This is a genomic window from Bordetella genomosp. 4, assembly GCF_002261185.1.
Taxonomy (GTDB): Bacteria; Pseudomonadota; Gammaproteobacteria; order Burkholderiales; family Burkholderiaceae_B; genus Bordetella_A.
Map to the genome: position 1 here is coordinate 1 of NZ_NEVQ01000022.1, position 23,831 is coordinate 23,831.

Annotated in this window: 21 protein-coding genes; 9 read left to right on the forward strand and 12 right to left on the reverse strand. The window is 61.3% G+C overall.

The window, feature by feature from the left end; all coding sequences use genetic code 11:
- Positions 1-455: 455 nt before the first annotated feature.
- Positions 456-1,505: a phosphoribosylformylglycinamidine cyclo-ligase gene (purM, locus tag CAL20_RS21315; protein ID WP_094838958.1), complete on the reverse strand. Its 1,050-nt coding sequence runs from the start codon at positions 1,503-1,505 to the stop codon at positions 456-458.
- Positions 1,506-1,645: 140 nt separating this feature from the next.
- Here purM and hda point away from each other — a divergent pair, with 140 nt between their 5' ends.
- The 4 genes from hda to CAL20_RS21335 are packed head-to-tail and all read left to right on the forward strand — an operon-like array spanning position 1,646 to position 4,939.
- On the forward strand, positions 1,646-2,347 hold the full coding sequence (hda, locus tag CAL20_RS21320; protein WP_094823113.1) for a DnaA regulatory inactivator Hda: 702 nt from the start codon (positions 1,646-1,648) through the stop codon (positions 2,345-2,347).
- On the forward strand, positions 2,344-3,042 hold the full coding sequence (locus CAL20_RS21325) for an HAD family hydrolase (RefSeq protein ID WP_094838959.1): 699 nt from the start codon (positions 2,344-2,346) through the stop codon (positions 3,040-3,042). Before hda ends, CAL20_RS21325 begins: the two co-directional genes overlap by 4 nt.
- Positions 3,042-4,397: a polynucleotide adenylyltransferase PcnB gene (gene pcnB / locus CAL20_RS21330; RefSeq protein ID WP_094838960.1), complete on the forward strand. Its 1,356-nt coding sequence runs from the start codon at positions 3,042-3,044 to the stop codon at positions 4,395-4,397. The genes CAL20_RS21325 and pcnB overlap by 1 nt, the downstream gene beginning before the upstream one ends.
- A gap of 59 nt (positions 4,398-4,456) precedes the next feature.
- Positions 4,457-4,939, forward strand: coding sequence for a 2-amino-4-hydroxy-6-hydroxymethyldihydropteridine diphosphokinase (locus tag CAL20_RS21335; protein ID WP_094838961.1), 483 nt, complete (start codon positions 4,457-4,459; stop codon positions 4,937-4,939).
- On the opposite strand, the gene CAL20_RS21340 is transcribed toward CAL20_RS21335, so the two are convergent.
- From CAL20_RS21340 to CAL20_RS21385, 10 genes are all read right to left on the reverse strand, one after another.
- Positions 4,936-5,706, reverse strand: coding sequence for an ATP-binding cassette domain-containing protein (locus CAL20_RS21340; RefSeq protein WP_094838962.1), 771 nt, complete (start codon positions 5,704-5,706; stop codon positions 4,936-4,938). The two genes, CAL20_RS21335 and CAL20_RS21340, sit on opposite strands and share 4 nt — an antisense overlap.
- Before the next feature lie 44 nt (positions 5,707-5,750).
- Positions 5,751-6,704, reverse strand: a complete 954-nt coding sequence (locus CAL20_RS21345; protein WP_094838963.1) for a sugar ABC transporter substrate-binding protein — start codon at positions 6,702-6,704, stop codon at positions 5,751-5,753.
- Positions 6,705-6,755: 51 nt separating this feature from the next.
- Positions 6,756-7,703: an ABC transporter permease gene (locus tag CAL20_RS21350; protein ID WP_256981684.1), complete on the reverse strand. Its 948-nt coding sequence runs from the start codon at positions 7,701-7,703 to the stop codon at positions 6,756-6,758.
- 99 nt (positions 7,704-7,802) lie between these two features.
- Complete coding sequence (locus tag CAL20_RS21355; RefSeq protein WP_094838964.1) at positions 7,803-9,422, reverse strand: xylulokinase; 1,620 nt, start codon at positions 9,420-9,422, stop codon at positions 7,803-7,805.
- Positions 9,423-9,479: 57 nt separating this feature from the next.
- Positions 9,480-10,307, reverse strand: coding sequence for an HpcH/HpaI aldolase/citrate lyase family protein (locus CAL20_RS21360; RefSeq protein ID WP_094838965.1), 828 nt, complete (start codon positions 10,305-10,307; stop codon positions 9,480-9,482).
- On the reverse strand, positions 10,304-11,500 hold the full coding sequence (locus CAL20_RS21365) for a CaiB/BaiF CoA transferase family protein (protein WP_094838966.1): 1,197 nt from the start codon (positions 11,498-11,500) through the stop codon (positions 10,304-10,306). The genes CAL20_RS21360 and CAL20_RS21365 overlap by 4 nt, the downstream gene beginning before the upstream one ends.
- Before the next feature lie 30 nt (positions 11,501-11,530).
- Positions 11,531-12,361: an FAS1-like dehydratase domain-containing protein gene (locus tag CAL20_RS21370; RefSeq protein ID WP_094838967.1), complete on the reverse strand. Its 831-nt coding sequence runs from the start codon at positions 12,359-12,361 to the stop codon at positions 11,531-11,533.
- 197 nt (positions 12,362-12,558) lie between these two features.
- Positions 12,559-13,356 (reverse strand): 2-(1,2-epoxy-1,2-dihydrophenyl)acetyl-CoA isomerase PaaG, encoded by a 798-nt coding sequence (gene paaG, locus CAL20_RS21375; protein ID WP_094838968.1) that lies wholly within the window; start codon positions 13,354-13,356, stop codon positions 12,559-12,561.
- Positions 13,357-13,525: 169 nt separating this feature from the next.
- Positions 13,526-14,644 carry an acyl-CoA dehydrogenase family protein gene (locus CAL20_RS21380; RefSeq protein ID WP_094838969.1) on the reverse strand — a complete coding sequence of 373 codons (1,119 nt, stop codon included), beginning with the start codon at positions 14,642-14,644 and terminating at the stop codon, positions 13,526-13,528.
- Between the two features lie 29 nt (positions 14,645-14,673).
- Positions 14,674-15,864 (reverse strand): acyl-CoA dehydrogenase family protein, encoded by a 1,191-nt coding sequence (locus CAL20_RS21385; RefSeq protein WP_094838970.1) that lies wholly within the window; start codon positions 15,862-15,864, stop codon positions 14,674-14,676.
- Between the two features lie 699 nt (positions 15,865-16,563).
- Here CAL20_RS21385 and CAL20_RS21390 point away from each other — a divergent pair.
- The 5 genes from CAL20_RS21390 to CAL20_RS21410 all read left to right on the forward strand — a co-directional run bounded on the left by CAL20_RS21390 (position 16,564) and on the right by CAL20_RS21410 (position 21,776).
- A complete protein-coding gene (locus tag CAL20_RS21390; protein ID WP_094823123.1) occupies positions 16,564-16,965 on the forward strand; it encodes a Zn-ribbon domain-containing OB-fold protein in 402 nt (133 codons plus the stop codon).
- Positions 16,962-18,137, forward strand: coding sequence for a thiolase (locus tag CAL20_RS21395; protein WP_094823124.1), 1,176 nt, complete (start codon positions 16,962-16,964; stop codon positions 18,135-18,137). Before CAL20_RS21390 ends, CAL20_RS21395 begins: the two co-directional genes overlap by 4 nt.
- A gap of 102 nt (positions 18,138-18,239) precedes the next feature.
- Entirely contained in the window at positions 18,240-19,769 is a 1,530-nt protein-coding gene (locus CAL20_RS21400) for a class I adenylate-forming enzyme family protein (RefSeq protein ID WP_094823125.1), read from the forward strand.
- 37 nt (positions 19,770-19,806) lie between these two features.
- The gene (locus CAL20_RS21405) at positions 19,807-20,781 is read left to right on the forward strand and encodes a Bug family tripartite tricarboxylate transporter substrate binding protein (RefSeq protein ID WP_094823126.1); all 975 of its coding nucleotides are present in this window, start codon (positions 19,807-19,809) and stop codon (positions 20,779-20,781) included.
- Between the two features lie 26 nt (positions 20,782-20,807).
- On the forward strand, positions 20,808-21,776 hold the full coding sequence (locus CAL20_RS21410; RefSeq protein WP_094823127.1) for an NAD(P)H-dependent flavin oxidoreductase: 969 nt from the start codon (positions 20,808-20,810) through the stop codon (positions 21,774-21,776).
- Positions 21,777-22,790: 1,014 nt separating this feature from the next.
- Here CAL20_RS21410 and CAL20_RS21415 read toward each other — a convergent pair.
- Positions 22,791-23,774, reverse strand: a complete 984-nt coding sequence (locus CAL20_RS21415; protein WP_094823128.1) for a Bug family tripartite tricarboxylate transporter substrate binding protein — start codon at positions 23,772-23,774, stop codon at positions 22,791-22,793.
- Positions 23,775-23,831: the final 57 nt, after the last annotated feature.

The window sequence follows — 23,831 nt, forward strand, 5'->3', positions numbered from 1 at the left end:
CTAGCCAAGCAGATCTTCCAACTTGGCAACACGCCACCCCGCCGCATGCCCGGACCGATCGCTATTCGCGCGTGTGCAGGGCACGCGCGAATAGCAGCACCGCAAGATCTTTCTCTTTGCCAACAGGGCTACAAAAAAACGCCAAGCAAGAAAATCGTGCCAGCGATGTGATGAGCTTGAATTACTGCGAGTCGAGCCGAGGCAATCGGGCCGTGCGGGCGCCTCAAAGCCGAGCGAGCGGGTACCGTAGGGAGGCCCGGAGGGGCCGGACGAGGTCAGCGACGCGGTGTCCGGCGCCCGCGCGCCGGACCGGCTTTGTGAAGCCCGCACGGCCCGATTGCCTCGGCTCGACGTCCAATAAGCACGCCACCCTCCGGCAAGCCCCGCCCCCTTCGGTCACTGAATACCGAATAAAACTAGAGACAGCAACGTTCAGCTAAAAAGATACAGCGCAGTTAGACCACAAACGTCTGCGCCATCCCCTCAGCCTGCTCGACAATTTCGCCAAGCTTGCTAACAGTTTCACCCTGCTCACGCAGCGTCTCGGCAATCGCATCAGCCTGAGCGGCATCCACCACCAGCACCATACCGATGCCGCAGTTGAACACCCGATACATCTCGGTGTCCTCGACACCGCCCTGTTGCTGCAGCCACTGGAACAGCTTGGGCATTTCCCAGCCATCCCGGTACAGCTTGGCCGACAAACCGTCTTGCAGAATGCGCGGCACGTTATCCAGCAACCCGCCGCCGGTGATGTGTGCCAGGCCTTTGATATCAGTGCCATGCTTGGCCAACGCGGCCAGAACCTGTTTGACGTAGATGCGGGTGGGAGCCATCACCACATCCACGAGCGGTTGGCCGTGGAAATCATCGGTAGGCTTGGCGTTGGCACGCTCGAGGATCTTGCGGATCAGCGAATAGCCGTTCGAATGCGCGCCGCTGGAGGCCAAACCCAGCACCACGTCACCCGGCTTGATGGATTTGCCATCGATGATGTCGGATTTTTCTACCGCACCGACTGCAAAACCGGCCAGATCGTATTCGCCGTCGGGGTACATGCCGGGCATTTCAGCGGTTTCGCCGCCGATCAACGCACAACCGGCTTGCTCGCAGCCTTGTGCAATGCCGCCCACGACAGACGCGGCGGTGTCCACGGCGAGTTTGCCGCAGGCAAAATAATCCAGGAAAAACAAGGGCTCTGCGCCTTGGACGAGGATGTCGTTGACACTCATCGCGACCAAATCGATACCGACGGTATCGTGGCGATTCCATTCAAAAGCCAGGCGCAGCTTGGTGCCCACGCCGTCCGTGCCCGACACGAGGACAGGCTCACGATATTTCCCAGGAACCTGGAACAAGGCGCCAAATCCGCCGATACCGGCCAGCACGCCGGGACGCATGGTGCGCGCCGCCAGAGGCTTGATGCGGTCGACCAGGGCGTCTCCTGCATCGATATCGACACCAGCGTCGCGGTACGTCAGGGGGGCAGAAGGTTGAGTCGTCATGAGAAAAACCGTGGGGTATGTGACAATTGCGGAGTTTACGGGGTGCTGCGCCCGCCATTTTACGATGTCAGGCGCAAAGCAACGCGCCGACCGTCTTTTTGACGATTTGCACGCCCCTTGCCTTGTGTACATTTTGACCCATGAATCGCCAGCTGCTGCTCGACGTTCTACCCGCACCCGCTCCTACGCTGCAGAACTATATTGCCGGCCCCAACGGTGAAGCGTTGGCGGCCGCGCGCGCACTGTTGCCTGGCCGGGCGCTCTACCTGTGGGGGGCAGCGGGCTGCGGCCGCAGCCATCTGCTCAAAGGGCTGGCGACCACGCCTGGCGCCGTCTACATCGATATTCGGCAGAACGCCCGCGCCCTGCGCCAGCTGGCCAATGCCGACTCCGCAGCGGCCATGCCCCGGTTGATCGCAGTGGACGATGTCCACGATATGGACGAAGCCCGGCAAGCCGGCCTGTTCGCCTTGTACAATCGGTGGCGCGAATGTGCGGCCACCAGCCGCGCGTTCGCTTTGGCTGTGGCTGGCGACCGCGCCCCGCTCTCTATGCCGTTGCGCGAAGACCTACGCACCCGTTTGGGCTGGGACCTCGTATTCCGGCTTGAACCCCTGTCTGACGCGGACAAGCTCGCTGCACTGTCTGCACAAGCGGCAGAGCGTGGCTTGCAACTCGCACCTGAAGTCATCCAGTGGATGCTGACGCATCGCGAACGCGATATCCGCAAATTGGCGGTATTGCTCGATGCGCTGGATCGCTATTCGCTGGCTACCGGTCGCCCGATCACCATTCCCCTGCTACGCGCCATGCTGGCAGACTCCGATACACAAAAAACATGATGCCGCAACGACTCGCGCTGTTCGACCTGGACCATACTCTGCTACCGCTGGACAGCGATTACCAATGGGCCGATTTTCTGGCGCGCACCGGACGCGCAGGCGACCCCGCAGAAGCCCGCCGCCGCAACGACGATCTGATGGACCGCTACAACCAGGGCCAGCTCACCGCCGAGCAGGCGGCCGAATTCATGCTGGGCCTGCTGGCCGCGCACACGCCGTTCGACCTGGCCACCTGGCACGAAGAATTCATGACGCAAGTCATCCGTCCCAGTATCACGCCGCAAGCCATTGAAATCGTTGACCAGCATTTGGCCGCAGGGGATCTGTGCGCCATCGTGACCGCAACCAACGGCTTTGTCACCGCTCCCATCGCCCGCGCCTTTGGCATCCCGCACCTGATCGCCACCGATGCCGAGTATCGCAATGGCCGCTACACCGGACGCATTCAAGGCACGCCCAGCTTCAAAGAAGGCAAAGTCGTGCGCGTGGATCAATGGCTGGCGGGCATGAACCTGACCCTTGCCAATTTTTCTGAATCGTACTTTTATAGCGATTCGATCAACGATGTACCGCTGCTCGAGGTCGTCACACACCCCGTAGCGGCCAACCCCAGCCCGGCACTGCGCGAGATCGCGCAGACTCGCGGCTGGAAAGTGCTCGACTTGTTCGAACACCTAAAGGATGCCAAGTCCTGATGATCACCGACACCATAAAAAAATTCGTCAGCCGCTTGTTTTCACCGGCGGCCCGGGGGCCCCAACGCATTGCGCGCGACAAACACGGCATCGATCGCCGCAACGTGTCGCGCCACGCCATCAAAGTCTGTGAAGTCTTGCGCCAGCACGGCTACCAAGCCTATATCGTGGGCGGCGCGGTACGCGACTTGATCGTCGGCCTCGAGCCCAAAGATTTCGACGTGGCCACCAATGCCACACCCGAACAGATTCGCCCACTGTTCCGTCGCGCCCGCATCATCGGACGCCGATTCCAATTGGTGCACGTGGTCTTTGGCCAGGAAATCATCGAGACCTCGACCTTTCGCGCTCCCGCCTCGCAAGACCAGGAAACCGACGAGCACGGCCGCATCCTGCGCGACAACGTTTTCGGTTCTCAGGAACAGGACGCAGCACGGCGCGATTTCACGATGAACGCGCTCTACTACGATCCGCATAACGAAGAGGTGATCGATTATCACCAAGGCGTGCATGATCTGAAAAAACGCCAAGTTCGCATGATCGGCGACCCCGCCACGCGCTATCGCGAGGATCCGGTCCGTATGCTGCGCGCGGTGCGTTTCGCGGCCAAGCTCAACGGCACGATAGACCCCGCGACCCGCCAGCCCATCGAAACCATGGCCTCGCTGATCGAGAACGTACCAGCATCGCGCTTGTTCGATGAAATGCTGAAGCTCTTGACCTGCGGACATGCGATGGACTGCCTGCGCCAGCTGCGTGCAGATGGCTTGCATCACGGCCTGCTGCCGCTGCTGGATGTCGTGCTGGAACAGCCTGGCGGCGAACGATTCGTCGAGCTCGCGCTGGAGCGTACCGATTCGCGTGTGCGTGCAGGCAAGAGCATCAGCCCCAGCTTCCTGTTTGCCGCGTTGTTGTGGCAGCAAGTCGAATCGCGCTGGAAGCAACTGCGTGAACAGGGAGAACACAATATCCCCGCGCTGGTTCAGGCCGCCGATTCAGTGTTGGACGAGCAAACCGAAAAGCTCGCCATCCAACGCCGTTTCTCGTCCGACATGCGCGAGATCTGGTTCATGCAGCCGCGCTTTGAACGCCGCATGGGCAAGACGATTTACCGCATGATCGAACAACCGCGCTTCCGTGCCGCCTGCGATTTTCTGCAGCTGCGTGCCGCGGCGGGCGAGTTTGACAGCGTCCTGGCGCAGTGGTGGATGGATCTGGCCAATGGCAACGACGCCACCCGTGCCGACATGATCGACGAACTCGCCCGTCTGCCACGCGACCCCGCTGAATCGAGCGGCCCGCGTAAGCGCCGTCGCCGCCCGCGCCGTCCGGCCGCGCAACGCGATCAGGCCTGACCGCCCCGTCCCGAAAGGACGGATCCCGCCTTCACTGAACCGAACTGCTGCCCACACCGATGAACACCATCCGACGCGCCTACATCGGCTTGGGCGCAAATCTGGGGGACGCGCGATCCACTTTGCGCACGGTACTGGAGCAGTTGCGCCAGACGGCAGGCATCCTGCATTGCCTGTCCTCGCATTTTTATCGTACGGCTCCAGTGGACGCCACTGGCCCCGACTACATCAATGCCGTCGCCGCGCTGGACACTACGTTGGCGCCTCTCGAGCTGCTGGATGTACTGCAGGCACTGGAAAACCAGCATGGCCGCCAGCGGCCCTACAAGAACGCGCCGCGTACGCTGGACCTGGACCTGCTGCTGTATGGCGATACCACGATGAATACGCCCCGCCTGACGCTGCCGCATCCGCGCATGCATGAGCGTGCGTTCGTGCTGGCGCCGCTATCTGAACTCGCCCCAACATTGAAATTGACTCAAGGGTCTGCGATGGAATTGCTGGCGATGTTGACGGATCAGCCGATTGAACGGTTGAATTAGGCGTCCGTATCTACGCCGGTCATCACCATGTGCGCCAATTGATCGGCATTCAGACCCGTGACGGGACGATCGATGACCTTAGTGCCGCTTTTCAGAATGGCAACTCGATCGGCCAGCTGTACGACATCGGCCATGTTGTGACTGATCAAGATCACAGTGCGGCCCTCGTCGCGCAGGTGCCGCACCAGACTCAACACCAATGCGGTTTCTTTCACGCCCAGCGCGGCAGTGGGCTCGTCCATGATGACGATCTCGGCGTTCCAGCGTAAAGCGCGCGCAATCGCCACGGCCTGCCGCTGACCGCCGGACATGCGCTCGACCGGCCGAGACATATCGTCGATGCTTACGGACAAGCGCTGCAGATAGCCCCGGGCCTCGGCAGCCATACGCCGCCGGTCCAGCACGCGCACAAACGGCAGCAACGTGCGCGTGAGCTCGGCGCCCATAAAGACGTTCTCAGTGATCGACAAGCGCGGCGCCAAGGCCAGATCCTGATAAATCGTCGCGATGCCCCGCGCCAGCGCGTCATGCGGCGAGTCAAAACGAACGGATTGGCCCTTGAGGTGGATCTGCCCATCTGTCGGCGTCTGAGCCCCCGAAATAATGCGGATCAGCGACGATTTCCCTGCGCCGTTGTCGCCGCAAATCGCCAGTACCTGCCCGGCGGGCACATCGAGATCGACCCCGCGCAGCGCTTGAACAGCGCCGTACGATTTGCGTATACCTCTGAGCGACAGGGCAATCGATGGGGAGGCGGGGGAGATCATCACAGCTCCGAAACAGGCGTTCTCATCCGTCAGGACGTGTGCGGTTACTTGAGAAATTTATCGACGTTGTGCTTGTCCACCAATACTGCATCGGTAAACAAGTACGGGCCTGTCGTCACACTGTCTTTAGGCTGTTTTTGCACTACGATGCGATCGATTGCGTCAATTGCAGATTGCCCCATTGCCTCGAACGGGATCATCACCGTCGCCGTGATCAGGCTCTGCGGATCTGCAATGCGGCGATAGGTTTCCGGCCCGCCATCGGTGGATACCAGCGCGATATCGCCTTTTTTCATGCCCTGCTGCTGCAACAAATCATCGATCACATAGGCCTGGCCGTCGAACGAGGCCCATATGCCTTGGAACTTGCCCTGATTCTGCATCATCAACGCCTGCATGCCGTTACGCACGTCGTCGCGCCAACTCTGGGTCCGCGCCATGGAAAAATGCGCCAACTCTTTGACGGCGGTATTCTCGGACAACACGGCATCCAGGACTTTGCCGCGGATACGGGTGCCAGAATTGCCCTCGAAACGCGCAGCCAGGATCCCGCCTTGATAACCCAATTGACCAAGCAGATACAGGGCCGATTCTGCACCGACCTTGTATTCATTGGCTTCGATGTCGAACAGCATATGAGGGCTGGCGCCTGACATCACGCCGATGACGGGGATACCGGCTTGCTTGGCAGCCTCGAGCTGGGCATCGGCCTCGATGGGTTTGCCCATGGCCACCACAATCGCATCGACTTTTTTATGAACCAGGGTATCGAGTTGCTCCGCGTGCTTGGGCAAGGAGCCCTCGGAATTCAGTTGCGTGACGGTCCAGCCTTTGGCCCGCGCGGCCTCTGCTGCAGCGTTGGCCACGCGTGCGTGCGTCTCGGATGACATCTGAAAGGCTACGACGCCGACCTCGAAAGCCTGAGCCGCCGAGCTGGCCAGCGAAAAACCGGCGACGCACGCCGCCGCCAAGGTGCTGCGCATCAGTGATTTGAACATGGCAAAGTTCCTCTGGAAATCCTTAATACCGCAGACCGGCCCGAGCCGTCTTTAAAGTTTGAATGCCGCTTTTTTCAGTACCGCCGCCGACAGGGCCACGGACACAATGATGATAAAACCCAGGACAATATCCTGAACGTAATAGGGAGCCCCCATCAGAACCAGTCCATTACCCAATACCTTCAGAATCAATGCGGCGACGAGCGTACCGAAAATGTTGGCGCGGCCGGGCTCGAACATCGTCATCCCCAACAAGACCGCCGCAATCGCATACAAGAAATAATCGCCCGCCATGTTCGGTGCAGCCGAGGACAAGCTCGCCGTCAACAACACGGCTGTCACGCCAGCGAGCAAACCCGCCAACGTCAGCCCCATGCATTTCATGCGCCGCGTGTTGATACCGGCCAGCCGAGCCGCCTCAGCGGCCTCCCCGGTCGCCGTCATGCGCGCGCCGGTACGTGTCCATTTCACGAGAAACAACGCCGCCAGCACCACCCCTGCCATCCACAGCACCAGCACGGGCACGCCAGCCCACACCGTACGTCCCAGACTCGTGAACGAGGCCGGCCAGCGGCCCACAAAGGCCACTCCGCCGGTCAGCATGAACGCGAACCCGCGCGCCATGGCGGCCATTCCCAATGTGGCAATCAGAGAAGGGACTTGTAAACGTGTGACGGCCAGACCGTTGATCAGCCCGCAAAGTGCCCCCGCGCCCAATCCGGCTGCGATGGCCCACGGCACGGGCTGGCCGGTATGGATCAAGGCTCCGCAGACCACCGCCGACAAGCTGGCCACATCAGCAATCGACAGATCCAACTCGGCATTGATCAGCGCCAGCGTAAAGCCCAGGGCCAGAATCGCCAGGAAGCTGGTTTCTTTGAGAATGTTGAGCAGATTGCCGGGCGCGGCGAAATTCGGCGCCGCGACGACAAAGAACATCACCAGCACCAGGCCGGCGAGGGCAGTCCCGTAGGTTTCCAACAGGTCACGCACGCGCATGGAGACATCCCTGGCATGGTGAGCACATCAACACAAACACGTCGGCAAAGATCGGCATCGTCGAGCAAAGGCGGTTATGGACTGCGCAAGGGCACGATTCTAACGCGCAATCTGACCGTCCATGGCCGCCAATCCGTGCGAAATGGGCCGCAGCGCCTCGGTGGCCTGCGCATACAACGCCGCCAATTGCCGATAGGCATCGCGACAGTCGGCGCTGGGCTCATAACGCAGGCCTGGTTTTGCCATCTGCGCCTGGGCCAGACTCAGGGATGGATATTGCCCCACCCCGGTCCAGGCCACGATGGCAGCACCGAGCAATCCCGGCTGGGCGGCCTGCCCCGTCACCACCGGGCGCTCGCAGATATCGGCCTTGACCTGGCACCACAGCGGATTCGCTGCCGCCCCGCCCCCGTATCGGATTTCGCGCACCGTAGATCCGGTCGCGCGTTCGCCACGTTCGAGCACCACCCGATTCAGAAATGCCACGCCCTCGATCACAGCCCAGGCCAGGTCCGTTGCGCCATGCCGTCGGTTCAAACCGACGAATGCGCCGCGCAGATTTGCATCCCAATACGGCACGCGCTCGCCCTGCAGGTACGGAAGGAACAGCAAAGGCTGCGTATCTCGCGCACCCGCCAACAGCGCGTCGAAACTGAGCCCCGTCTGCCCTGTTAGATGCTGGACATTGCTGTGCACCTGGGCGCTCTCTGCATGCGCCGCAAGCGATAGCGGCTCACGCAGCAGCGATAACAGCCATGCCAATGTATCGGCGCCGTTCTGCCCTGGACCGCCGACCTGATACAAGGCCTCCCCCCATTGCACTGTCATGAGGCCCGGCGCCTGAGCCTCTTCGCTGCCCATGACGCCCAGCACTTCGGTGGTACCCGAGATGTTGTAGGCGTAACCGGTACGCAACGCCCCCAGCCCCGCGACAGCAGCCCACGTGTCGTTAGAACACGCGTAGACGGGCACGCCGGCCAGCTTGGCCAATATGCCAGGCAGTCCCGCCATCACTCGACCAACGCACTGCGTCGGCGCCAACACCTGCGGCACCACATTCGCCGTTATCCCCGCCGCGTGCAATAAGCTGGGATGGCGAGACGATCCAGCAGCCTCGGCGCCCGGCTCAGACCGGGCCACAGATGCCAAGTGAACCTCACTATCCTCGTCTGTACGTGCGCTCGCCAGCAGACGGGCGGAAGAAATGGCGTCGGTCGCCTGGGCCCCCGTCAAACGGAAATTCAGATAATCCTTGGGCTCCAGCACGACGTGCAATTGCGCGGCGTACTGCGGCTCGTGGCGGTGCAGCCAAGCCAGACGTGCCAAAGGATGAAATGCGTTGACTTGTGCCGCCTCGGGATGGTCGGCCGGCAATGTCGGCAACAATTCGGCCAGCAACTCCTCCGCCCGCGCATCGCGCCAAGTCATGGCAGGCCGCAGCGACCGGCCCTCGGCGTCCAGGAACACCTGCGTCCGCGTCACGCCGCAAATCGCCATTGCCTGCACTTGCGCAAGCAAACCGCCGTCGTGCGCTGCCAGTGCTGTCACTGCCGCGATGAGCGTGGACCACCACTCATCGGGATCGATTTCCGCCCAGCCGGCCCCTGCCGACCCGGGCGGACTGGGCACATGCGCCTCGGCGAGCGTCTGGCCCGCCGCATCAATCAACGCAACACGAAAATTCGTGCCGCCCAAATCACAAGCCAACACAACGCTCATGGACAATAACAGGATGAGTTAATAGAAACGTCGCGGCCAGCCATCGCCGCGACGCCACTATACCTGTTCGCCCGCTCGCTCCAGCAACTGCCGGGCACGTCCGATGACAGGCGCATCGACCATCTTGCCCTCGAACATGAATGTGCCTGCGCCGCTTTCACGGTGCGCCGCCACCACGCGGCGCGCCCACTCAACGTCGGCGGCGGGTGGCCGGAAGGCCTGGTGAATGATCTCGACCTGCGAGGGATGAATGCACAGCATGCCGCCAAATCCCATATCGCGGGCTCGGCCAGCGGCGGCCTGCATGCCGGCCGTATCCTTTACGCCAGGAAACACGCCGTCCAGCGGGGCGGGCAGATCCGCGGCTTTGCTGCGCAGCAACACTTGCACCCGGGCATGGTCCAGCACGACATTCGCCCCTTCGGTATCGGGCGTCAGTCCCAGATCCAGGCCGTAGTCCAGGCTGCCAAACGCCAACCGTTGTACGCCCGGCGTGGCCGCGATCTCGGCCGCGTTCAAGATCCCCTCGGCCGTCTCCAGGATGGGAATAATATCGACGCCCGTCTGCGCTGCATGCCGCACCTGCGCCAGACTTTCCGCCTTGGGCAGCATGATGGCGGCTACCCCAGGGAAACTGCGGCATACCTTCAGATCGTCATCGTGCCAGGCTGTCGAGGCGTCATTGATGCGGACCCAGAGCCGCACCTCGGGATGCGTGCCCAGAAAATCGCAGAGCGCCTCGCGGGCGCTGTCCTTGGCCAGATGCTCGACCGCATCCTCCAGATCGACGATGACGACATCGGCCCCGCTGGCCAGGGCCTTGGGAATGCGTTCAGGCCGGCTGGCCGGCACGAACAAGGCGGTACGTATAGCAGTTGGCATCAGACGACCTCGGCAGCACGCAGGCGCGCCACGTCTTCGGGCGCGTACCCCAATGATGCTAGCACTGCATCGGTGTTTTCGCCCACTGCCGGAATCGGGTCCATACGGGGTGTAAATGCGCTGCTGGATGCTGGCGGCAAGAGAGCCGGTAACGTACCTGCCGGGCTGCCCACCTCGCGCCAGCGGCCGCGCGCCTGCAACTGCGGATGCGCCCAGACGTCTTTCATGTCGTTCACGCGGGCATTGGCGATCTGCGCGGTTTCCAGGCGATCCGTCACCTGATCGATGGTCAATTCGGCAAAAGCCTGCACAATCAGCGCGCGCAGACTGTCACGATTGGCAGCGCGGCGCGAGTTCGAGGCAAACCGCTCGTCATCGGCCAACGCGGGCTGATTGAGCACGCGTTCGCAAAACACCCGCCACTCGCGTTCGTTCTGCAGCCCCAGCATGATGGTCGCGCCATCGCCCACCGGGAACGGACCGTAGGGATAAATCGTCGCGTGCGCTGCACCCGCGCGCTGGGGCGGCGTCGCCCCCTCGAACGCGTAGTACATGGGGTAGCCCATCCATTCGACCATGCTTTCCAACATGGAGACATCCAGACGGCTGCCCAGACCGGTACGTTGGCGCAATAGCAGCGCGTTCAGGATCGACGAATACGCGTACATCCCCGCCGCGATATCCGAAATCGAGCACCCTGCCTTGGCCGGCGCATCGGGCGATCCGGTCACCGACACAAAGCCGCTTTCGCTCTGGATCAACAGATCGTAGGCCTTTTTACGCTCGTAAGGACCACCTTCGCCGTAGCCGGAAATATCGCAGACGATCAGCTTCGGATGTTTGGCGTGCAAGGCATCGAACGACAGACCCAGGCGATCCGCTGCGCCCGGAGCCAGGTTCTGTACCAACACATCGGCCGATTCCAGCAAACGCTGCATGACCTCGGCGGCATCGGGGTGTTTCAAATCCAGCGTCAGGCTTTCCTTCGAACGATTGGTCCAGACGAAATGCGACGACAAACCATGAACCCGCTCGTCATAGCCGCGAGCGAAATCGCCTACGCCGGGGCGCTCGATCTTGATGACGCGTGCACCCATATCGGCCAATTGCCGTGTGCAAAATGGCGCCGCGATCGCGTGTTCCAGACTGATGACGGTAATGCCGTCCAACGGACGGACTGCAGGAGTATTACTCATCGAAAATAAATTCCTTCAGGAGGGAAGCGATCAAGCGGAGAATTTTATTTGCGCTTGGTGGGCCAAGGTGCCGTCTTGCTCGGCCCACAGATCTGCCTGCCCGGGCTTGGCCACGCGGCCAGCCACCTCAAAGGGCGTAGGCGCGACCAAGGGGCGCAGACCGCGATAGGAAAAATGCTCCAGACGCGCCGCCGGATGCGCATGGCAGAACGCAGCCAGCATGAATGTCGCAATCATCGGACCGTGCACAACCAGGCCAGGATACCCCTCGGTGCCCGTGACATAGGGATGATCGTAATGAATCCGATGGCCGTTGAACGTCACGGCCGAATACCGGAACAGCAACACCGGTGACGGCTCTATGGGCTCGCGCCATTGCGATGCGGGAGGCACGTCCGTGCCCACGAGCTTGGGCGGCGAGGGCTGCCGGTAGACGATGTCCTGCTCCTCTTCGATGGCCAGCACGCCCTCCTGGCGGTATTCGTGACGCACGGTCACAAACAGCAGTGCACCTGTGCGGCCGGTCTTTTCGCGCACATCGACCACCGTAGAGCGGCGTTCAGCAGGAATTCCCACGCGCAAGGGTTGATGAAACGTGACCCGTCCCCCTGCCCACATCCGGTTCCGGTCATCGGCGGGCGGCAAGAAACCGCCACGCGCCGGGTGACCATCACGGCCCAGCCCGTCCATGCCGACCGGAGCGATAAAAAAGGCCCATTGCCAGAGCGGAGGCAGCGGTTCGCCTACGCCGGGAGCGGGCTCGCTGAGCGTCGCGGCAATACGGGCGGCATGGCCGACATCGAGATTATCGGCAACAGTTTCACTGCTGCCGATCCAGTCGGCGGGATTGGGAGACGTCATGTAGATTCCTTAGCGGTATATCAGAGCGGCCACCAGCATGCCCGTGCGCCCCGCCTTTGTGAATTCGTATTTCTACAAGGGCGGGTTCAACAGCCTGAAATTCATGCTGGCGGTGCCCTCGGAACGCCGAATGCAGGGGATAAGGTTCCCCTGCCTCGCGCAACGCTCGATCGCGCACGGCGGGTGGCGCAATATCGCTATTTCCCCTGAAACGCGGGCGCGCGCTTCTCTGCAAAGGCGCGCATGCCTTCCAGATAGTCATCGGTATAACCGAGCTGTTTCTGCAAATCGCATTCCAGATCGAACTGTTGTGCCAACGTATTACCGCTGGAGGCATACAGCGCCTGCTTGGTCGCCGCATAAGCGCGCGTTGGCCCCTGAGCCAGCGTGCGCACGATCTGCTCGCGCGTCTCGTCCAACGCCTCATCCGGGATGCAACGCCAGATCAGCCCCCATGACTCGGCCTGACGAGCCGACACGGTCTCGCCGAACAAAGCGGCCCCCATGGCGCGCGCCGTTCCCACCAGACGGGGCAAAAACCAAGTGCCCCCGGCATCCGGCAATAAACCGATCTTGCTGAAAGCCTGAATAAAGCGTCCCGATTCCACGGCATACACCACATCACATGCCAACGCGAGACTGGCCCCTGCCCCGGCTGCCACGCCATTGACCAGGCACACCACCGGCACCGGCAACGCTCGCAGGCGTAGAATCAGCGGCCGATAAAAATTACGCAGGCCTTCACTCAAATCGCGCCGCTGCCCTTCCGGCAATGGCTTGCGTTCACCCAGATCCTGTCCGGCACAGAAGCCACGTCCTGCGCCCGTAATCACCAGGCCACGCAGATCATCGCACGCTTCCAGGGTATCCAACGCACGCGCCAACTCGCCGTGCATCACCGCCGTAAAGCTATTCAAACGATCCGGCCGATTCAAAGTGATCACGCCGACACCGTTCTCCAGCGTGAATTGAATCTGCTCGTAGTCCTGCGTCATATCTGATGCTCCCTATATCCTGTTATGTGATGTGGCCGCACAGCAAATACTCCGCCGGCATGCCAGGCGGTCTGCGATTGAGGCCGGTACTTCTAAAGCAGCCCGAATCTTACCTTCTGCCATCGACACTCCCGGCCCGTCAAATCCGGCCACTGAAGCGGCCAGCACTTCAATCCAGCGACTGCAACACCGCCAGTTGCTCGGCGCTATCTCCGAACAGCTGATCCAACATCGTCAATCGCTTGAAGTAATCACCGACCTCCAACTCATCGGTCATGCCCATCCCGCCGTGCAATTGCACCGCGCTTTGCGCCACATAGCGTCCAGCACGCGCCGCCTCGAGCTTTGCGCTGGCCAACATGCGGCGCCGCTGCGTGACATCCGGCTCGCTCAATGCGGCTGCCGCAACATAGGCCATCGACAGCGCCATCTCCTTTGCCACCAACATATCCGCCATACGATGCTGCAGCACCTGAAACGCAGCCAAGGGCTGGCCAAACTGCCGCCGCGTCTTGAGGTAATCGATCGTGATCTCCAGCAAACGATCCATGGCGCCGGCCGCATGCGCGCACAGCGCAGCCGTGCCCCAATCCAGCGCCGTAGCCAACCCATCCCGGGCGGCTTGCCCACGCGCCAGCACGGCATCCGCGTTCACGGACGTGCCGTCAAAAACGATACGCGCGCAGCGCGTACGATCCAGTGTCGGCGTATCGAGCACCTGTACCCCTTCGGCATCCGCAGGCACCAGCAACAACAGGGGCTCATCATCGACATCTCGCGCAGACACAATCCAGGCCTGCGCCGCCGCGCCGTGCCAGACCAGATGCTTGGTTCCCGACAGACGCAGGATCTCGTCAGCGTCCGGCTGCACCGTACACAATGATGGTTCCGTCTCGTAGCGCCGCCCGGGTTCCTGATATGCCAACGCCACAATCGCCTCGCCTGAGGCCAGCCCGGGCAACCATCGCCGCTGCGTAGCAGCGTCCGCAACACCGGCAATCAATGCCGCACTCATCACTGCACTCGGGATCACAGGCTCGGCAACCAGGCCACGCCCCAATTCCAGATGCACCGGCAACAGACTCGCAGGCGCCTCGCCAAAACCGCCATGCTCGGCCGCAATCGTCAACCCCAGCACGCCCAGTTCGGCCAATTGCCGCCATGCGCCGTCATCGAACGCCGCAGTAGCCGCGCGCTCTCGCCGTGCCGCAAAACTCCATTCATCCTGCACCAAACGCCGCAAGCTATCGGCCAGCATGCGCTGCTCTTCGGTATATGCGAAATCCATGATGTGTTCTTCCCTTGCGCTGTCCCGCCTCAAAGACCCAACATCATGCGAGCGATGATGCCTTTCTGTACTTCGGTGGTGCCGCCATAAATCGAGGTCTTGCGCATATCCGCATAACCTGCGCCGGCCGCGGCCGCCATCTCGGGCCCTGGACCATGAAACGGTGCATCCGCCTCCATCCACGCGGGGTCATACGGCCAGGCGTCCGGCCCGGCAATCTCCATCTGCAGCATCGCCAGATCCTGCTGTATCTCGGAACCGCGGATCTTCAGCACAGAAGCCTCCGGCCCCGGCGCATCGCCACGCGCCGCCGCGACGCGCAACAGCAACATCTCCAGCGCCATGATGTCGACCTCCGTACGCGAGATCCGGTCACGCATCCGGCTGTCCTCCAGGATGGGCCGGCCATGCAGCAATGTACGGGCTGCCATCTCCTTCAGAATGCTCAGCTCGCGATAGCAATGCCCCAAGCCTGCAATCCCCGTACGCTCGTGGCCCAACAGGTATTTGGCATACGTCCATCCCTGCCCCTCCTCGCCGACGCGATTGGCCACCGGCACGCGCACGTTCTCCAGCCATACCTCATTGACATCATGCCCGCCGTCGAGGGTACGAATGGGCCGCACGCTGACACCCGGCGAACGCATATCGATCAACACCATCGAGATACCACGCTGCGGCTTGGCTTCGGAATCGGTGCGCACCAAGCAGAACATCCAGTCTGCATACTGCGCCAGCGTGGTCCAGGTCTTCTGCCCATTGATCACATAATGATCCCCATCGACCTCGGCGCGCGTCTTCAGCGACGCCAAGTCAGATCCAGAGCCCGGTTCGGAATATCCCTGACACCACCAATCATCGACACGGATAATGCGAGGCAACAAACGCTGTTGCTGCTCGGCGCTACCGTATTTCATCAGCACCGGGCCGATCATGCCCAGCCCAAACGGCAGCAAACGCGGCGCGCCGGCCTTGAAGCACTCGACCTCGAAAATCAACCGTTCGATGGCATTCCATCCCGTGCCGCCAAACTCCTGCGGCCAGGTAGGTGCGCCCCAGCCCTGATCGGCCAAAATCCGGTGCCATCGCACGTAATCATCGCGATGCAGCCGCTGATGCTTCAGTACTTTGTCACGGATATCTCGCGGCAGCTTGTCGTTCGCAAAGGCGCGCACAGTCTCGCGAAACTGCCTTTCTTCGGGTGTCCAGCTTAGGTCCATAGGAAGTCTCCTTATGGGCAGTATCTAGCCACGGGCGGGGGCTTTAGCGCAATCTGCCTCTGCAAAAGCGGGGCTTTCGTGGGGATGAAGTGGTCGAGGCAATTGTGTTGCTCTCATGCGGCGATCGGGTTCGTTGCCGTGCAACGGGTGGGGTTCTTTAGACGCCGGCGTCCGCCCTGACTGAGCGATGCGGGCCTAATCGGAACGGCTCGGCGCAACACCAGGCGCCGAGGTCCGCTGCGCGGACTGCCCGTCCCTCAAAAGGCCCGCATCGCTCAGTCAGGGCGAACACCGGCTCGCAATGTCTCCAGTTGACGGATGCTGTGCACACCTCGAATTGCTCGACGGACGTGGGCAGTCCACTGCTGTGAGTCCGTGGCGGGTGCTGGGATGCCGCGCCGGCCCGTTGAGCGACGGGCAGTCCCCGAAGGGGACCTCGGCGCCTGGTGTTGCGCCGAGCCGTTGCGATAGGGCCGGTGCGGCATCCCAGCACCCGCCACGGACGTCTCAATAGAGATCCCCTCCGCCAGAAAAATAGCCATTCCATTCCCCACCAAACAAACAAGCAACCAACCGAACCCACAACCCAAGTCACAAGAATACCGCTGCACAAAACCCCTGCTTCGGCAATGAAGAATAGTCATCCAAGCCAACAACCCCGACACTGCCCACACTGTCATCACCTTCCGTAACCGAAAAATGACCGCCACCACTCCCGATACTTCCGCCCCCAGCGGCGCCGACCAGCAGTACCGGCAAGCCCTGGCCCAGGGAAAATTTCAGATTCAACGCTGCACCGCCTGCCACCAGGCTGTCTTCTACCCCCGCATGATCTGCCCCCATTGCGGCGCGCCAGACCTGCGTTGGGAATCCCCCAGCGGCCGCGGCACCGTGTATTCAACGACCGTCGTACGGCGCAAAGCCGACGCCGGCGGTGACTACAACGTGGCCCTCATCGACCTGGAAGAAGGCGTCCGGATGATGAGCCGCGTAGAGGGCATTCCCCCGGATGCCGTGCACATCGGCATGGCAGTGAGAGCCGAGGTGCGGCAGCAACAAGATCAGGGCTTGGTCGTCTTTGTGGCGCAGGAGGCAGCATGAGCGATTTACAACAACTACGCGGCGCCGTGGCTGTCGCGGGCGTGGGCCACGCTGGCCTGGGCCGCGCCGATGGCTATACCGAGATGGAAATCCTGGTGCAAGCAGCCCAACGCGCCGTCGCCGATGCGGGTCTGACGATGCGCGACATTGATGGCATCTGCACTGCCAGTGTCGCCGCCACGATGTGGGCCATGCCCGTCATTGAACATCTGGGTATTCGGCCGACCTTCATCGACAGCACCATGTTAGGCGGATCGAGTTTCGTCGCTCATCTGATGCCGGCCCTGCAAGCGCTCGCCTCAGGGCAGTGCAACGCCGTACTGGTTTGCTATGGCAGCACACAACGCACTTCTACGTTGAGCCGGGCGGAGATTGGCCGAGTGCGCAAGAACTTCGATCCGCAACCCTACGAAACGCCCTACGATCCGCTCAGCCCATTGAGCTCGTATGCCTTGGCCGCCGCCCGGCACATGCATCAATACGGCACGACGCGCGAACAACTGGCGCATGTTGCCCTGGCGGCGAATCAATGGGCTCAACGCAACCCCGAAGCACAACTGCGCGAGCCCACGACACTGGACGAGATCCTGTCATCGCGCATGGTCTCTGACCCGCTGACCGTACGCGATTGCTGCCTGGTCACCGATGGCGCGGGCGCCTATGTGCTGGTCCGTGCCGACCGTGCTCGCGATCTACCGAAGAAGCCCGTGTACGTGCTGGGCAATGCGACGGCTGTGTGGAACCGCCAGATCTCGTCCATGGAAGACCTGACCGTGACGGCCGCACAGCAATCCGGTCAACGCGCATTTGCAATGGCCGGTCTGCGCCCCGCTGACATCGACGTCGTGGAGCTTTATGACGCGTTCACCATCAACACCATCTTGTTCCTGGAGGACCTGGGGTTCTGCGCCAAAGGCGAAGGCGGCGCCTACGTCGAAAACGGCGCAATCGCCCCTGGCGGACGGCTGCCCGTCAACACCAATGGCGGCGGACTGTGCTGCGTGCATCCCGGCATGTATGGCGTATTCATCATGATCGAAGCCGTACGCCAGCTGCGTGGCGAAGGCGGCGCGCGCCAGGTCGAGGGAGCGCAACTCGCGCTCGTACACGGCAATGGAGGCACGTTGTCCAGCCAGTCCACGGCGATCCTCGGCACTGCAGACACGTTGTAGACCCCTCATACACGGTGAGGCCGCATTGTCGCGACCTCACCGTGCGTTGCTTTGCACGCATCCCGATTCGCCGTTGTTTTTCTTTTCAAATCTCTCGAAGTCATGAGTTCAACGTCTCCGTTCACACGCATTCATCAGCTCTTGCAACACCAGGCGGTGCAACAGCCCGACGCAGTCTTCTTGTATGAAGAGGCCGGCACCACGTTGAGCTATGGCCAGATGTGGCAACGCGTAGAGCAAGCCAGCCAATGGCTGGTCGCGCAAGGCGTGAGACGTGGAGATCGCGTCGCAGTGGTCGGGGAAAATTGCGCGCAGATGATTCAGGCCTTGTTTGCCTGCAGTGTGGTGGGAGCCTGGCCTGTCGGGCTCAATGCGCGCCTGAGCCAACGTGAAGTCGACGTGATTCTGAGCCATGCTCAGCCAATGTTGACGCTATATACCAGCCATATTTCGACCGCCGCGGCCGCCCATGCGCGAGCTGCCGGTGCCCAGGAGCTGGATGCCAAGGTCTGGGGCGATGGCAACCAATGGACTCGCGCCAGCAACGCCCCGGATGCAGAAACGGGCGCACTGGTAGACCAGGTCGCCACCGTGATCTATACGTCAGGCACGACCGGAGCACCCAAAGGCGTCATGGTGCCGCATAAAGGCCTGTTGCACTTCGCCCGCATATCGGCCACATCTAGACGCCTCGGTCCGAGCGACATCGGCTACGCCGCATTACCGATGTCCCATATTTTCGGCATTGCCACGGTATTGATGGCCACGGTCCAGGCGGGCGCGAGCCTGGTATTACGCAGCAAATACGATCCACAAGATGTGTTGCACGCTTTGTCGTCTCCGGGTCTGAGCGTCTTGCAAGGTGTACCGACCATGTTCACGCGATTACTGGCCGTGGCATCCAAACAGCCTGTATGCGCGCCTCGTTTGCGCTACGTCTATACCGGCGGTGCGGCGTTGGACCCCACGCTCAAGCGCGACACTGAACGATATTTTGGACAACCCATGCATCATGGTTACGGCATCACCGAGTATGCCGGCTCATTGTTCATCACCGACATCGACGCCCCCCGCAATGACTGTGCGACGGGCTATGCGGTCGAGGGTGTGGAGCTGAGATTGGGTTCTCCAGATGCTGAGCCTCCTGTCCCAGGACAGCGCGGCGATATTCTCGTACGCGGCCCAGGCGTCATGCTGGGCTATTACCGCGATCCCGTACAAACTGCCAAGGCGTTGCTGCCCGGCGGCTGGCTCAACACCGGCGACATCGGCTTGATCGACGAGAGCGGCGCACTTTTTATTGCCGGACGCACCAAAGACCTGATCATTCGTTCGGGCTTCAACGTGTATCCCGCGGAAGTCGAGGCCGTGATCAATGCTTTTCCTGGCGTTCGATTGTCAGCGGTGGTGGGACGCCTCGAAGCCGATCAAAACGAACAGGTCGTGGCCTTTATCGAGGCGCACCCGGGAACGGCAATTGATCTCGACGCACTGAACGCACATTTGCATACCGAACTTGCGCCCTATAAACGGCCGGCTCACCTCATCCCCATCGATACCTTGCCCACAACTGTGAGCGGAAAGATTCTAAAGCAGCCATTGCGGGAACAACTGGCTGCGCAAACCACCTGAAAAACCCGCACAAAACAATACATCAAGGAGACAAATCATGCCGATCAAATCCCTCTTGCAGGCCAGCGTATTGGCGCTATCGCTATGCGCCGCCACCTCTGCCGTCCACGCAGCGGCCTATCCAGACCGGCCGCTGCGCCTGTTGGTCGGCTACGCACCCGGCGGGCCCGTCGATACCACCGCACGCGTTTTCGCGAAGTATCTGGGCGACAAGCTGGGACAAACCGTGGTGGTGGAAAACCGCGCAGGCGCGAGTGGAATGATTGCATCGGACGCAACCGCCAAGGCTTCGCCCGACGGCTATTTGTTGAGCTTCGCCGCGAGCCCGACGTTGACCATCTCACCGCTGGTGCAAAAAAGCGATCTGTTCGATCCCCGCAAAGACTTCACACCCATCGGCATGGTGGTGGATTACACCAATGTATTGCTGATTGGTCCGCAAATCCCCGCTAAAACGGTTCGCGAGCTCGTTGATTATGCCAAGGCGAATCCGACTGCCGTAAGCTTTGGCTCCGCCGGCGTAGGCGCATCTAACCATTTGTCAGCCGAACTGCTAAAACAGCAGGCCGACGCCCCGATGCTGCACGTGCCCTATCGCGGCAACTCGCCCGCGATGATGGATGTGGTGAGCGGCAAGATCACCTTTATGTTCGACATCACCAGCACGGCTATTCCCTTTGTCAAAAGCGGCAAGGCTCGAGCCCTGGCAGTGACCTCGCGTGAGCGTAACCCCGAACTGCCCGACGTGCCGACCATGATCGAAGCCGGCTTGCCCGACTACGAGGTGGTTGGCTGGTATGCCCTGATGGCCCCGCCCAAACTGCCTGATGCTATCAAGACAAGGCTGACGCAAGCGCTGAAAGAGGTTTCACAAGACGCGTCGTTCCGAAAAGCCATGACAGAGGGCGGCTATACCGTCGACGACGGAGACAGCCAAGCGGTACAGGCTCGTATCGAGCGCGAATATGCGCTGTGGGCCGACGTCATCAAGACCGCCAACATTCAAAAATAACCGATCCTGATTGGAGCCATCCCTTTATGTCCGCCCTGCAATCATTGCGAGCCACGACCCGTCTGCCTGTTCTATGCGCCCCCATGTTTCTGGTGTCCGGGCCCGATCTGGTCATTGCACAATGCACGGCAGGCGTCATCGGCACGTTTCCGTCGCTCAACGCCAGACCCCAGGAAGCCCTGACGGATTGGCTCACACGGATTGAGAAAGGATTGGCGTTGTATCGCGAAGCGCATCCCGATGCCGTGATCGCGCCCTATGGCGTCAATCTGATCGTGCACCCTACGAACGCGCGCTGGCAGGCGGATCTGCAAACATGCGTGGCGCACCGCGTACCGTTGATCATCACGTCTCTACATGCGCCCGATGCAGTGGTGCAAGCGGTGCATCCGTACGGGGGCCTGGTTTTTCATGATGTGACGACGGTTCGTCACGCACGGCGCGCGCTGGATGCCGGCGTGGACGGCTTGATTCTCGTGGCGGCAGGTGCGGGTGGGCATGCAGGCACGCTCAACCCCATCGCGCTGGTCAACGAAATCCGGTCGTTTTACGACGGGCCTTTGGTGCTGTCCGGGTGCATCAGCCACGGGAAGGATGTGCTGGCTGCGCAGGCATTGGGATGTGATCTAGCGTATATGGGCACACGCTTTATTGCGACCAATGAATCGCTGGCGCCAGACCGCTATCGAGAAATGGTGTTGCAGGCGACGATTGATGATGTGTTGTATACGCCGTTTTTTTCTGGTGTGCCGGCGAACTATCTGATCCCCAGTATTTCAGCTGCGGGGCTGGATGCGGAACAGCTCAATAGCAAGGACAGTAACGCGGTCAATATGGAAAAGACGACACGGCCGAAGGCGTGGAAGGATGTCTGGAGCGCGGGCCAAGGCGTGGGAGCGGTGCAAGAGATCTTGCCTACCCATGCATTGGTAGAGCAATTGGCCCATGAATATGCCGAGGCACGCAGGGCGTTGTTGGAAACGGCGGGGCGTTAACGGCATTTGCAGGGATAGAGATACAGCGGAGTTGTTTCTTTGCGGGTTTTGTCAGACGTCTAGGTGTGGGCGACGTGGGCGTGCTTATTGGACGTCGAGCCGAGGCAATCGGGCCGTGCGGGCTTCGCAAAGCCGGTCCGGCGCGCGGGCGCCGGACATCGTGTTCGCTCGCTTCGTCCGGCCCCTTCGGGCCTCCCTTCAGCCTCCGCTCCACTCGGCTTTGAGGCGCCCGCACGGCCCGATTGCCTCGGCTCGACTCGCAGTAATTCAAGCTCATCACATCGCTGGCACGATTTTCTTGCTTGGCGTTTTTTTGTGACCGTGTTTGGCAAAGAGGAAGATCTTGCGGTGCTGCTACTCGCGCGTGCCCTGCACACGCGCGAATAGCGATCAGTCCGGGCATGCGGCGGGGTGGCGTGTTGCCAGTTTGGAAGATCTGCTTGGCTGGAGTTGACGCCTGCGACGATGATGCATGGAGCGTACGGTGATGCGCAGAACGCGTGATGACATGCAGAACGTAGACGCGTCCTGCGTGCGAAGATGCATTGTCCCTGTCTGGACGTCTCGAAACCGTCGTTCGAAATATTCCTGCTTGTCCAAGAGAAACCGTAGCTCGAGAGATCTTCCGCTCATCTCCGATGCCAAACCCTTCGCATGCCAATCCCGAACGCTATTCATGGTCGCGCCCGTAGGCGGCCATGAATAGCGGCCCTGCAAGATCTTCATCCTTGCAAACGCCAGTGCCTACGAAGCCTACGTAGACCAGCCGTGCCAGCGATGAGGGAATCAGAGATGCTGCGAGTCGAGGCGGGGCAGTGACCGTGTTGGCGCGCCTCGGAGTCGCGCGAGCGGAAGTCGTAGGTAGGCCCGAAGGGGCCGGACGAGACGAGCGATGCGGCAGTCGGACGCGAAGGCGGCCGACCGACTCCGTGAAGCGCCAACACGGTCACTGCCCCGCCTCGACGTCCAATAGCACTCACGTCCCCGTCCTACCACGATGCCGATCCAGCAAAATCACTCGATCTTGATACCCGCATCCTTGATGACCTTGCTCCATTTGGCAAGCTCAGCCTGGATAAACGCCCCAAACTCCTCCGGCGTACCCGGCTTAGGCTCCGCCCCAGCAGCCAGCATGCTTTTAACGGTCTCAGGATTGCTCAACACCGTCTGCATATCCCCGTTCACGCGTTTGACAATATCGGCAGGCGTACCTGCGGGCGCCAGCATGCCGCTCCAGGAATAGGCCTCGTAGCCGGGCACACCCGACGAAGCGATGGTGGGGATGCCTGGGAACAACGCAGAAGGCTCGGGATTGCCTACGCCCAGGGCACGAATTTTCCCGCCCGATAAATGCGGCATGGCGGATGGACCATCGGCGAACATGACTTGGACTTGCCCCCCAAGCAGATCCTGCATCGCAGGCGCGCTGCCACGATAAGGCACATGCTGCATGCGCGTGCCCGTCATGCTGTTAAAGAGTTCGCCCGCCAGATGAGTGCCCCCGCCCGTGCCAGAGGACCCGAATGACAATTTGCCCGGATGCTGTTTGGCATATTCGATGAGCTCTTTGACACTCTTGACTGGCAGAGAATGGTGCACCACCAGCACAATCGGAAATACCGCCCCCATCCCTACCGGCACAAAATCCGCAGTAATGTCGTAGCTCAGGTTGCCGCGCAGACTAGGCAATACGGTATGGTGGATCGAAGCAAAGAAATAATGATAGCCATCCGCAGGCGCCTTGGCTGCCGCTTGCGCGCCGACGATGCCGCCCGCACCAGCCTTGTTGTCCACGACCGTTGGCTTCTTCCATATCTCGCCCAGAGGGGTCGCGATGAAACGAGCCGTCGTATCCACCGGCCCACCAGCAGGGAACGGCACAATGAAATTGACAGGATGATCAGGCCACGAGGCAGCGCGAACAGAGAACGGCAAAGTCGCGGCAGCGCAGGCTGCCCCCAGCCCCGCCAGCAGGCGGCGGCGTTGCGGATCGTGCATGAGTATGTCTCCGGTTTTTGTCTGTGCGCACAAGCGCTGTGCCTTGCGCAGTGCTCG